The sequence below is a fragment of the Martelella sp. FOR1707 genome (assembly GCF_053484265.1).
Genome location: NZ_JBAKFP010000004.1, coordinates 282,150 through 294,863 on the forward strand (window position 1 = coordinate 282,150; position 12,714 = coordinate 294,863).

At 60.8% G+C, this 12,714-nt stretch carries 7 protein-coding genes; 1 reads left to right on the top strand and 6 read right to left on the bottom strand.

Annotated features, from left to right (window positions below; all coding sequences use genetic code 11):
* Positions 1–56: 56 nt before the first annotated feature.
* From V6765_RS12710 to clpP, 6 genes are all read right to left on the bottom strand, one after another.
* A complete protein-coding gene (locus V6765_RS12710; protein WP_448429299.1) occupies positions 57–680 on the bottom strand; it encodes a TetR/AcrR family transcriptional regulator in 624 nt (207 codons plus the stop codon).
* Positions 681–1,063: 383 nt separating this feature from the next.
* Positions 1,064–5,548 carry a PAS domain-containing protein gene (locus V6765_RS12715; protein WP_448429301.1) on the bottom strand — a complete coding sequence of 1,495 codons (4,485 nt, stop codon included), beginning with the start codon at positions 5,546–5,548 and terminating at the stop codon, positions 1,064–1,066.
* A gap of 264 nt (positions 5,549–5,812) precedes the next feature.
* A complete protein-coding gene (locus V6765_RS12720) occupies positions 5,813–6,088 on the bottom strand; it encodes an HU family DNA-binding protein (RefSeq protein ID WP_018066007.1) in 276 nt (91 codons plus the stop codon).
* Between the two features lie 207 nt (positions 6,089–6,295).
* On the bottom strand, positions 6,296–8,713 hold the full coding sequence (gene lon, locus V6765_RS12725) for an endopeptidase La (protein WP_448429303.1): 2,418 nt from the start codon (positions 8,711–8,713) through the stop codon (positions 6,296–6,298).
* Between the two features lie 251 nt (positions 8,714–8,964).
* Positions 8,965–10,245: an ATP-dependent Clp protease ATP-binding subunit ClpX gene (gene clpX, locus V6765_RS12730; RefSeq protein ID WP_448429305.1), complete on the bottom strand. Its 1,281-nt coding sequence runs from the start codon at positions 10,243–10,245 to the stop codon at positions 8,965–8,967.
* A 327-nt stretch (positions 10,246–10,572) separates the two neighbouring features.
* Positions 10,573–11,199, bottom strand: a complete 627-nt coding sequence (clpP, locus tag V6765_RS12735) for an ATP-dependent Clp endopeptidase proteolytic subunit ClpP (RefSeq protein ID WP_448429307.1) — start codon at positions 11,197–11,199, stop codon at positions 10,573–10,575.
* A 382-nt stretch (positions 11,200–11,581) separates the two neighbouring features.
* Here clpP and V6765_RS12740 point away from each other — a divergent pair, with 382 nt between their 5' ends.
* Complete coding sequence (locus V6765_RS12740; protein ID WP_448429309.1) at positions 11,582–12,676, top strand: GGDEF domain-containing protein; 1,095 nt, start codon at positions 11,582–11,584, stop codon at positions 12,674–12,676.
* Positions 12,677–12,714 lie beyond the last annotated feature (38 nt).

Consider the following 12,714-nt stretch of genomic DNA (forward strand, 5'->3'; position numbering starts at 1 on the left):
TCTTTCCTTCCCTTGACAACCTGTCTTTTGATCAACCGCCCCAAGGCGGCGTCAATTCACTTGGCCGCGTAAAGCAGCCAGAAACGGTCTACAGCGCGCTCGGCGCGCCGCTGGAACATGCCGCGGTCGGCGGCCTCGCCCAGAAGCTGGCGCACATGGCTATCGCCGACGATCAGCCCGTAGAGCACGCGGTAAGCCTCGTCGCCATTGTCGAACAGCAGCACGCCGGAGCGTCTTCCGTCTTCCAGCAGCGCGCGGGCGCGCTGGTCGATCTGCGCCCTGCCGCGCTCCAGAAGCATGCGGCCGAGCTTTTGTCCATCCCGCGTCACGCGGCCGATCGCCAGCCGGTTCAGCGCCAGCGAGACATCGCCGGAAAGCACTTCCAGCAGATCCTGTCCGAATGTCTGGAGATGCCGCTTGAGTTCGTCGCTATCAAGGCGATGGCCGGCGCTTTCAAAGGTGCGCACCTTGCTGGCCTGATAGGCGACCATGGCCGCCAGCAGACCGTCACGATCGCCGAACCACTTGTAAAGGCTTTCCTTCGAGCAGCTTGCCGCGCGCGCGATACCCGCCGTCGTCACGGATTTCTCGCCGCCTTCGACCAGAAGCCGCAGCGCCTGCTCGAGCACCGCCTGCTGGCGGGGCGAAAAATGGGCATCGATGTCGCTGTCCTCGACCACGGAACGGCTCTCTTTCTCCAATAGGTAACGTACGGTACGGTACCTAGTGCAGCAAAATTTAGGTTCGGTCAAGCGTTTTCATGACCTGACACGCTGCCTGCTTACTGCAGGATTATCGCTCATGATTTTGTCGCATAGCCCCCCAATCTTCTCGCCCCGGAGGGGAGAGATGTCGCGAAAGCGACAGTGAGGGGGGAATATCAACGCGACCGTGCTTGCAATTTGAAATGCCGCGCCACCCTCACTGCCCCTTTCGGGGCATCTCTCCCGCCAGCGGGAGAGAGTATCGGGAGCAAGCTGCCAGACCATATGCAATAACCCCGCAGTCTACCCTGATGATCCCGAGGAGCTTCAACGCCGCAATCCTGAAGCCCGGCGCGCGCTTATAGCTTGATCCCGGCCGCCGGTTCCGGATGGTGGTAGGCATAGCCCTGCGCCAGATCGACGCCCATATCCCTCAGTCGCGCGGCGATCTTGTCGTCCGAGACATATTCGGCGACGGTCTGGATGCGCAGCACCCGGGCCATCTCGACGAAGCACCGGATCGTCGCTTCGTCGACGGGATGGGTCAGCAACCCCTGGGTAAACTGGCCGTCGATCTTGAGAAAATCGATGGAAAATCTTTTTAGATAGCTGAAAGACGAGGAGCCGGCGCCGAAATCATCAAGCGCGATCATCACGCCGCGTTCACGCAGCGCCCGAATAAATTCCATGGCCTCGGCCATGTTGGAGATCACGGACGTCTCGGTTATTTCCAGGCACAGGCTGCGGCGCACCGGCTCGCTTGCCGCATCAAGCAATTCCAGGGCAAACCGGTGGAAGCCGCGGTCGCCGACCGACTGGCCCGAGACATTCACCGACACGACGCTTTGCGGTCTGGCGCCGGCCGACGCCATCCATTCCAGCGCATGGGCAAGCACCCAGCGATCGATCCGGGTCGCGAGATTGAAGCGCTCGGAGGCCGGCAGAAAGGCGCTTGGCGGAATGACCTCGCCATTGTCGCCGATCATGCGCAGCAGAAGTTCGACATGGGTCCTGCCGCTCGTCCCGGCGAACGGGACGATTTTCTGGGCGTAGAGCACGAAACCATCCTCCTCCAGCGCCTGCTCTATGCGCGTGACCCAGCTTCTCTGACCGACCAGGGACTTTACGGCCTCATCATAGTCCCTCCAGACGTGGACCCGGTTGCGACCTTCCTCCTTGGCCGCATAACAGGCGGCATCCGCCTCCTGCAGGATCGTCGCAACGCTCGGCGCATCTGAGTCGATCGCGGCAAGGCCGATACTGGCGCCGATCCGGTAATGCTTGCCTTCATGCACCAGAACGAAATCGGCAACCGCATCGCAGATCTTCTGCGCAATGCCATGGGCGATATCGATGGGACAGTTTTCGAGGATTACAGCGAACTCATCGCCGCCGAGACGCGCAAGCGCGTCATTCGCGCGGATTACGCCCTGTATCAGGCGGCTGATCTTGATCAGCAACTCGTCGCCCACGGCATGGCCGCAACTGTCATTGACGATCTTGAACCGGTCGAGATCGATGAACAGCAGGGCCGAGTCTGGGCCGCCGGCGCGGGCCGCCTCGAGGGTCTTGTGCATTCGCCGCTCGAATTCCGACCGGTTGATAAGACCGGTGAGCTGATCATGGCTTGCGCGATAAGACATCTCACGCGCCAGACGCCTTTGCTCACTGACATCGTGAAACACCAGTACGGCGCCCAGGATCTCGCCATCCTCGCTCCTGATCGGGGCGCAGGAGTCCTCGATCGCGAATTCACGTCCCTCGCGCGAAATCAGGACTGTATCCTCCGGCAGGCCAACCACCTGGCGCAAATCCAGGCAGGTGCGGATCGGATCCATTGCCGGATCACGGCTGTCTTCATGAATGATGCGAAAAACATGATGTGAAGGCTCGCCCTCGGCATTTGCGGCGGACCATCCGGTCATGTGCTCGGCGATCGGATTCAGCCACCGGATCATGCCATCCGCATCCGCCGTGATCACGGCGTCCCCGATCGAATCCAGCGTGACCCGCATCAGTTCGTGCTGCTCCGCAAGCTCAAGCCCGAGCTGCCGTTCCTCGGTGACTTCCCATGTGACGCCGATGAACCGATCCGGTCCGCCATCGACACCGCGCACCAGCCGCGCCGAAGCGCGCAGATGATGGAGCGAGCCATCCGCCCAGATTATGCGGTATTCCTCGTCCAACTGATCGTCATTTTCGATGGCGCGTCTGACCGCCTCCACCAGGCGGGCAACATCCTCTTCAAGCGTGTAGCGCCGCCAGAGATCGGCGAGCGGCGTAGCGGTATCCGGCGGCAAACCATAAAGGCGGTACATGCCGGCATCCCAGCTCGCCTCGTTGGTGGAGAGGTCTATCTCCCATATGCCGATGCCGCCATTGTCGGCGGCGATCGCCATGCGCTCCGCGTTCAGGAGCCGCTCGGCCTCCTGCTCCTTCTGCCGGGTGATGTCGGTGTGGGTGCCGATCATCCGCAGCGGCCGGCCATCTTCATCGCGTTCGGTGACCAGCCCACGGTCGAGGATCCAGATCCATCGGCCATCCTTGTGGCGCATCCGGAACTGTTCCTCGAAGATCGGCGCCTCGCCGCGAACATGGGCGGCATCCGCCGCCAGTGCGCGCTCCATATCGTCGGGATGGATGAAGGATTGCCAGGCGGTTCCGCTGTCGGTTACCTCCTCGCGGGTATAGCCGATCAGTTCGCACCAGATATCGGAGTAGTTGGTCTTGCCGGTAACGAGGTCGGCGTCCCATATGCCGATCCGCCCGGTTTCCGTCGCCACCGAAAACAGCCGGTTGACGTCTTCAAGCGCCTTGCGCTGGGCCACCGTCTCGCTGATATCCTGAAACGTGCCGACCAGCCGCACCGCCTTGCCGTCCACAAATTCTGCCGAGCCGACGGCGCGGACCCAGAGCAGACGGCCCTTGGCGGTAACAAGCTGCAGCTCCAGGTCCCATCCCTCTCCTGTCGCAATGCACTTTTCAACTGCTGCGAGGATGATTGGCCGCGAATCCGGCGCATAGAAGTCAATCGCTGTCTCAAGCTCGGGTTCATAACCCGGTTCAAGGTCGTGAATCCGACATGTCTCTTTCGACCAGCGCAACCTGCCTTCGAGCAGGTCCAGCTCCCAGCCGCCGACGCCAGCCACTTGGCCCGTACGGTCGAGAAGCTCCTTGCTCAGGCGGAGTTCCTCTTCCCTGCGCTTCTGGACCGTGATGTCCACGTGAATGCCAAACATCCACTCCGGGCGGCCATCGCTCAGGCGCGCAAGCACGCGCCCGCGCGTGGCGATCCATACCCAGTGCCCCTGTTTGTGGCGCACGCGCAGCTCGGCTTCGAAATTATCGGTCTCGCCGCTGAAATGCGCGTCAATCCGCGCATCGAGCAGCGGCCGGTCGTCGGGGTGAATGCGATCCCGGAAGGCGTCGATGGTGACCGGAGCGAGCTCCTTGAGCGTATAGCCCAGCATGGCCGCCCATTCCTCATTCACCCGGTTCTCGCCGGTGGCGACGTTCCACTCCCATGTGCCCGCGCTGGTGCCTTCGATGATCTGGCCGAGCCTGCGCCGTTCGGCGCGCAGGGCCATTTCGATCTGCCGGCGATAAGTGACGTTCTCGACAATCCCGATTGACCGCAGCACCTCTCCTGAACCGCCGCGTTCGATCACGGCCGAAAGCAGTACGTCGATCACCGCGCCGGAACGGGTGGTCATCTGCGCCTCGACATCCTCGTAATGTCCATCGCTCGCAAGCGCCGATTGCAGTTCAGCGCGGAAGCGTCGTGCCGGGGGCTCCGGCATGAAATCCGCGAGAGGCCGGCCGATCACATCCTCCCGGTGATAACCCATCACCTCAAGCCAGCGGTCGCTGACGCTCAGGAGCAGACCATCGGGATTGACGGCGTGAAGCATGGCCGGCGTGGCCCGATAGAGCCGGCGCAGCCGCTGCTCCGCCTGCGAAAGCTCGTTCTGCGTCGCCAGGATATCCGAAATGTCGCGGATGATTTCGGTGGCGCCGACGATATCGCCGTCCTCGGAGACCACCGGACCGATCGACACGGAGACCGGAATGGTCGATCCATCCCTGTGCCTGCGCTCCGTGCGGATCGTGCGGGCGTTGCCGACTTCCATCAGCCGTGAATACGGGTCATAGGCGGCGGTATCGTCGCCGGACATGATGCCGGCCGAAGCGCCCAGGGCCTCATCAGCCGCATAACCGAACATACGCTCGGCGGCCCTGTTCCACTGCGTGATCCGGCCGCCCATATCCATGGTGACGATCGCATCCTCGCTGTTTTGCAGGATAGACTGGGTTTCGGCGGCGGCGGCCAGCAGTTCATTTTCGTGCAGGAAAGCCCGGCGCATCTCCAGCGCCCTGGCCGTCGCTTCCGCAAGATGGCTCAGAATTTGCCGCTGTTCATCCGAAAGGCTGCGCGCTTCCATATCGATGACGCAGAGGGAGCCGACATTCTCGCCGCCGGAAAGCTTCAGCGGCACGCCGGCGTAAAAGCGGATTCCGGGATCTCCCGTAACGAAGGGGTTCGCGGCAAAGCGCTCATCCTTGCGGGCATCGCCAACCTCAAGAAGCCCCTCGCCCTCGATCGCGTGGGTGCAGAAGGACAGGCGCCGCTCGGTCTCTACCAGACCTTCGAGACCGACATTCGCCTTGAACCACTGCCGATCCCTGTCGATCAGCGAGATCAGCGAAACGGGCGTGCCGCAAACAAGCGCCGCAGCCCTGGCGAGCGCGTCAAACTCCGCCTCCGGCTGCGTATCGATCACCTCGAGCTTCCGCAGCGCCGCGAGGCGCTTCTCCTCCGCATTGGGCTTCAGGTGGCTATTCAATGGCACTCGTCCTGATACCGGCAAATCCTCTATGACATTTTAGCATAGCATAAAAAAACGCTTCCCGTTACCCGACCTGGCCAAAGCCGGGACATGAACGGCATTACCTCATGATATGAAGCGCAACGCGAAAGTTTCAAGCAAGCGAGATCAGGCCGGTTCAATCGGCAAGGTGTGCCGCCGATTTAGGTAAGCTAACACTAACTTAAACACGCATAAAAAACCCGGAACGCGAGGCTCCGGGTTTTTCGCCAAACAGCGAGATCAGGAGTTGCAAGCTTCCTTGAGGCCCTTGCCGGCCGTGAACTTCGGAACGTTGCGCGCCGGGATATCAACTTCGGCGCCGGTCGACGGGTTGCGGCCCTTGCGCGCGGCGCTGTGGGATACCGTGAAGGCGCCGAAGCCGGCGAGACGGACTTCGCCGCCATTCTTCAGTTCGCCCTGAACGGCGTCGAATACAGCGTCAACAGCGGAAGCCGCATCGGTCTTCGACAGGCCAGCCTTTTCAGCTACGGATGCTACGAGTTCACTCTTGTTCATGTTTCCACCCTTTCTCAAATGGTTCGAAACGAGGTCTTGTCTCAGGGGTTTAGTTACACTCCACCAAAGCCCGCTGCAATTCAAAAGCCTTGCGTGGCAGGGAATTGCAAGGGGTTTGGGGCATTTTGCACGCAAAAGGCCGGTTGAAAACCGGCCTCCTGCGCCCCTTTTCCACAGGAGCCCGTGAAAAGTGGCAATTGTTCGACCTCAATGGGCCACGGATTTGACCGAGTCGCCGTCCGATTCCTCGCTCGAAATCGCCACCGGCTCGGCTTCCGGGTCCCATTCGATGGGCTTCGGCATTTCCAGCAAGGCGTGCTCAAGCACCTCGCCCATGCGCGATACCGGCACGATCTCGAGACCGTTCTTGACGTTGTCCGGGATGTCCGGCAGGTCCTTGGCGTTCTCTTCCGGGATCAGCACCTTGGTGATGCCGGCGCGCAGCGCCGCAAGCAGCTTCTCCTTCAGACCGCCGATCGGGAGAACCCGGCCGCGCAGCGTGATCTCGCCCGTCATCGCCACGTTCTTGTGGATCGGAATTCCGGTCATGACCGAGACGATGGCTGTCGCCATTGCGACGCCCGCAGACGGACCGTCCTTGGGCGTGGCGCCTTCCGGAACGTGAACGTGAATGTCGTTCTTGTCGAACATAGGCGGCTTGATTCCAAAGTCGACGGCGCGCGAGCGGACATAAGATGCCGCTGCCGAAATCGATTCCTTCATCACGTCGCGCAGGTTGCCGGTGACCGTCATGCGGCCCTTGCCCGGCATCATCACGCCTTCGATCGTCAGCAGTTCGCCGCCGACTTCCGTCCACGCAAGCCCAGTAACAACGCCAACCTGATCGTCGCCTTCCGCCTCGCCGTGGCGATAGCGCTGGACTCCGAGATAGTCGTGCAGATTGTCCGCGGTGACGTGAACCTCGGTCTTGTCGCCCTTGACGATTTCGGTCACGGCCTTGCGGGCGAGCTTCATCAGCTCACGCTCAAGGCTGCGCACGCCCGCTTCGCGGGTGTACTGCTGGATCGTGCGGGTCAGCGCGCCGTCATCGACCGAGAACTCCTCGGGCTTCAGCGCATGCTCGCGGATCGCCTTCGGCAGAAGGTGACGGCGGGCAATTTCCAGCTTCTCGTCCTCGGTGTAACCGGCGATCCGGATGATCTCCATACGGTCCATCAGCGGGCCCGGAATATCGAGCGTATTCGCCGTGGTGATGAACATCACGTTCGACAGATCGTATTCGACCTCGAGATAGTGGTCCATGAAGGTCGCGTTCTGTTCCGGATCCAGCACCTCAAGCAGGGCCGAGGATGGATCGCCGCGGAAATCGGCGCCCATCTTGTCGATTTCATCGAGCAGGAAGAGCGGATTGCTCTTGCCGACCTTCTTCATCGACTGCACGATCTTGCCGGGCATCGAACCGATATAGGTCCTGCGGTGACCGCGGATCTCGGCCTCGTCACGAACGCCGCCAAGCGCCATGCGCACATATTCGCGGCCGGTCGCCTTGGCGATCGACTGGGCGAGCGAGGTCTTGCCCACGCCGGGCGGACCGACGAGGCACAGGATCGGGCCCTTGAGCTTCTTGGCGCGCGCCTGCACGGCAAGGTACTCGACCACGCGTTCCTTGACCTTTTCCAGACCGAAGTGATCTTCCTCCAGCACCTTCTCGGCAGCCTTCAGATCGCGCTTGATCTTCGACTTGGAGTTCCAGGGCAGCCCCGTCAGCCAGTCGAGATAGTTGCGAACGACGGTCGATTCGGCCGACATCGGGCTCATGTTGCGGAGCTTCTTCATCTCCGCGTCGGCCTTTTCACGGGCTTCCTTGGAGAGCTTAGTGTTCTTGATGCGCTCTTCGAGCTCGGCCATTTCGTCACGGCCGTCCTCGCCCTCGCCGAGTTCCTTCTGAATGGCCTTCATCTGCTCATTCAGATAATACTCGCGCTGGGTCTTCTCCATTTGCCGCTTGACGCGGGTGCGGATGCGCTTTTCGACCTGAAGAACCGAGATCTCGCCTTCCATGAAGCCGAGCGCCTTCTCCAGGCGGCCCTTGACGCTGGTGGTTTCCAGCATTTCCTGCTTCTCGGTCAGCTTGATCGCGAGATGCGAGGCCACGGTATCGGCAAGCTTCGAGTAGTCCTCGATCTGGCCGGCGGCGCCTACAACCTCGGGCGAAACCTTCTTGTTCAGCTTCACATAGTTCTCGAACTCGGACACCACCGAGCGCGACAGCGCCTCGATCTCGACAGTGTCTTCTTCCGGCTCCGCCAGCACGCTGGCATTGGCTTCGTAGAAGTCGTTCTCAAGGCGGATATCGCCGATCTGCGCGCGCGCCTTGCCCTCGACCAGAACCTTCACGGTTCCGTCAGGCAGTTTCAGCAATTGCAGGACATTGGCGATGGTGCCGATCCGATAAAGCGCATCGGGTTCCGGATCGTCGTCGGCGGCATTGATCTGGGTGACGAGCATGATCTGGCGATCGGCGTTCATCACTTCTTCCAGCGCGCGAATGGACTTCTCGCGGCCGACGAACAGCGGAACGATCATGTGGGGGAAAACCACGATGTCACGCAAGGGCAACACGGGGAAAGCGGCGGCTTCCGCTGCTGGCGCGTTCTGCGTCATGTCTTTTTCCTTTCCGACCGCCCGGCGGAAGACCGGGCAGCATTGACGGGCTGTTGGGAGCAACCCGTTGATTTCTTCTCGATTGTTGCCGAACAAGTGGCGCTTTGAAAGATCGATTTCAAGCTGTACCGCGAATTCGGCGGAACAAACCGGCAATCCGCGCCGTTTCGTGCCGGATGCGCCCTGAAACGACGCGGGCAGGACGATGAAACCGCCCTGCCCGCATCAAGTATGGTCAGAATACGCCGTTCTCAGGCCGAGGCATTGGCCTTGTCGCCCGAGCGATTCTCGTAGATGTAGAGCGGCTGCGCCGTCCCTTCGACCACCTCGTCGGAGATCACGACCTCGCGGACGCCCTTCATCGCAGGCAGTTCGAACATCGTGTCGAGCAGGATCTTCTCCATGATCGAGCGCAGGCCGCGGGCGCCGGTCTTGCGTTCGATCGCGCGGCGCGCAATCGCAAGCAGCGCGTCCTCGTGGAATGTCAGCTCGACATCCTCCATCTCGAACAGCCGCTGATACTGCTTGACCAGAGCATTCTTCGGCTCGGTCAGGATCTGCATCAGCGCCGCCTCATCGAGGTCTTCCAGCGTCGCGATCACCGGCAGACGGCCGATGAATTCGGGGATCAGCCCGAACTTGACCAGATCTTCCGGCTCCAGTTCGCGCAGCACATCGCCAACGCGACGGTCGTCGGCAGCCTTCACCGAAGCTCCGAAGCCGATCGAGGTGCGCTCGCCGCGCGCCGAGATGACCTTGTCGAGGCCGGCAAACGCGCCGCCGCACAGGAACAGGATATTCGTCGTATCCACCTGCAGGAACTCCTGCTGCGGATGCTTGCGCCCACCCTGCGGCGGCACGGAGGCAACTGTGCCCTCCATGATCTTCAACAGCGCCTGCTGAACGCCCTCGCCCGACACATCGCGGGTGATCGAGGGGTTGTCGGACTTGCGCGAAATCTTGTCGACCTCATCGATATAGACGATGCCGCGCTGGGCGCGCTCGACATTGTAATCGGCAGACTGCAGCAGTTTCAGGATGATGTTCTCGACGTCCTCGCCGACATAGCCCGCTTCCGTCAGCGTCGTAGCGTCCGCCATGGTGAACGGCACGTCGATGATGCGGGCTAGCGTCTGGGCAAGATAGGTCTTGCCGCAGCCGGTCGGACCGACGAGCAGGATGTTGGATTTCGACAGCTCGATCTCGCCGCCGCCCTTGGAGGCGTGCGCGAGCCGCTTGTAGTGGTTATGGACCGCCACCGACAGAATGCGCTTGGCGTGGCCCTGTCCGATGACATACTCGTCCAGAACCTCCATGATCTCCTGCGGCGTGGGCACACCGTCGCTGGACTTCACCATCGAGGTCTTGTTTTCCTCGCGGATGATGTCCATGCACAGCTCGACGCATTCATCGCAGATGAAAACCGTCGGGCCAGCGATCAGCTTACGGACTTCGTGCTGACTCTTTCCGCAAAAGGAACAATAGAGCGTGTTCTTCGAGTCACCGCCATTGTTACCGCCGACTTTGCTCATTATCACTTCCTTCCAGTAAGCCGCCCGCCTTGAACGGCCACTATCATATTCGCTTTCTGCCGCCCTGAAGAACGCTCGCAAAACAAAAGGGCAACAACACGACGGGTCATGCCCGCTTCCAAGCCATGCCGTCAAGCCCGGCACTGCTACGCACTACGTTGTCGTAACAGCTTCGGTTTGCCATACTATTAACGGCTTCAACGGCGGATAAAACCCCAAAAGCGCCGACCGGCACGATTTGCATGGCGCGGATTGCAACTATGCGACATGCCCTGCCCGTCATAGGCGGCCGTCCGTCCGAAAACAGGTATCGGACGGACCGGTGCCTCAGTTCGCGCCTTCGATTTCGCTGCGCGAGGTCATGACCTTGTCGATGAGACCCCAGTCCTGCGCCTCGCCGGCATCCATGAAATGGTCACGATCGAGCGTGGTTTCAACTTCCTCGTAGGTCTTGCCGCAATGGCGGACATAAACCTCGTTGAGCTTGCGCTTCATCTTGATGATGTCGCGGGCATGGCGCTCGATGTCGGAGGCCTGCCCCTGGAACCCGCCAGAAGGCTGGTGAACCATGATGCGCGCATTCGGCGTGGCAAAGCGCATGCCCTTTTCGCCGGCGGCCAGCAGCAGCGAGCCCATGGACGCGGCTTGACCGATGCAAAGCGTCGATACGGCCGGACGGATGAACTGCATGGTGTCGTAGATCGCCATGCCTGCCGTGACCACGCCGCCCGGCGAGTTGATGTAAAGCGCGATTTCCTTCTTCGGGTTCTCTGCTTCGAGAAACAGAAGCTGCGCGCAGATGAGCGACGCCAGATGGTCCTCGACCGGGCCGGTCAGGAAGATGATCCGCTCCTTCAAGAGGCGCGAATAGATATCATAGGATCGTTCGCCGCGATTGGTCTGCTCCACGACCATGGGTACGAGGGCCATCGCGGTGTCTACGGGATTTGTCATGGCTGTCCTTCGGGCGGTTGATCGTCGCCGGTCTCATTCGAATCTTTTCGTCTTCCCCTACATAGAGTGCCACACCTTGTCACTTCAAGAGATGGTTTGCGTCTGGCGCAAGACGATTTCCGGCGAAGAAGGTTCTTTTGTTCGCGTTTCAATTGTGTAAAACTTCACAAACTATCGCATTAAATCGTTTAGCACCAAAAATGGGTCGGGGCATATCTGGAGGGTGGGTTGCACCCTCGCTATGCTCAGACCCCGCATTGCAGATATTCGGGATTTTGATGTGCCCTATAACCTGACCGCAGTCATAGCCTGGTCAGCGGACAGCTTGCTTCTGGCCGCCTTTCTGCTTCCTCTCTGGCTGCGGAATCGCACGCGCGTATATGTGCTTTACTGGGTTTTCGCTCTGCTTGCCCAGGGGCTCGGCCTAGCACTCCTCACGGTGGCCGGCCGGGACGAGTTGCGTCTGATCGGAATGATAGCGTTCACAGGTCTTATCGGCGCCCGCGCGCTTTCCACAGCAGGACTTCTCAGCCTTTGCGGGGAAGACCGGCCCGCCGCCTTCACCTCGGTAATCGTCGGGCTCTGGTTCGCCGCCGTTGTCGTCAGCAGGCTTGCGGGATTTGATAGCGTTGCCAATGTCGCCAGTTTCTACATCGCGGCCTTCGCGGTCGCGATTTACGGCTTCTATTTCATGGCGAAGAACCTGCATGCGCTCAAAGGGCCGTTTCGCCAGTCGCTCATGGCGATCTTCGTCGTCGAGGCCCTTATCTGCCTTGCGCTGCTCAGCACCTACAACCTGCAGCAGACAGCGCCGTCGCTTGGTAGCGCCACCACATCGATCGCGCTCATAACCGGATTTGTCCTATTCTCGCTCAAGGGGTTCCTCGCGGTCTGGCTGACGGTCGAAAAACTGGAAAGCGACCTGCGCGGCCTTGCCTTCAGCGATCCGCTCACCAGCGTCTTGAACAGGCGCGGCGTCGTCGATGAAATCGAGAAGATGTCCCAGCGCTCCGCCAAGACGGACCTGTTCGCGTTTTTCTCTCTCGATCTCGACGATTTCAAAAGCATCAACGACGTATACGGCCACAATGCTGGCGACAGGGCCCTGGTAAACTTCACGCACGTGGTGCGCCAATGCCTGCGTGAAAGGGATATATTCGGCCGAACAGGTGGAGAGGAATTCGCAATCTTCACGCGGGTCGCCGATCGAAACACCGCCGGCCAGATCGCGGAGCGGATCAGAACGACCCTGGAAGCCACCACGTTTCATGAAGATGGTCACGAACTGAGAATGACCGTCAGCATCGGCGTCACGCTAATGCGCGGCCGGATCGGCAATATCGAATCCATGCTGACCGAGGCCGACCGCGCGCTCTATCAGGCCAAGGGCGACGGACGCAATCGCATCGTCTTCTACGACGGCCCGACGCCTCATTCCGAAAAATCTGCCGAGCAAGAGATCGCATTGGCGATGTGAGCCTGCGGCTTCCGGGGTCTTCTGGCTCTACAACGGGC

Bases quoted from the DNA above. Each gene is read 5' to 3' on its own strand.
- V6765_RS12720 (WP_018066007.1), bottom strand. From the start codon at position 6,088: ATGAACAAGAGTGAACTCGTAGCATCCGTAGCTGAAAAGGCTGGCCTG.
- lon (WP_448429303.1), bottom strand. From the start codon at position 8,713: ATGACGCAGAACGCGCCAGCAGCGGAAGCCGCCGCTTTCCCCGTGTTG.
- clpX (WP_448429305.1), bottom strand. From the start codon at position 10,245: ATGAGCAAAGTCGGCGGTAACAATGGCGGTGACTCGAAGAACACGCTC.
- clpP (WP_448429307.1), bottom strand. From the start codon at position 11,199: ATGACAAATCCCGTAGACACCGCGATGGCCCTCGTACCCATGGTCGTG.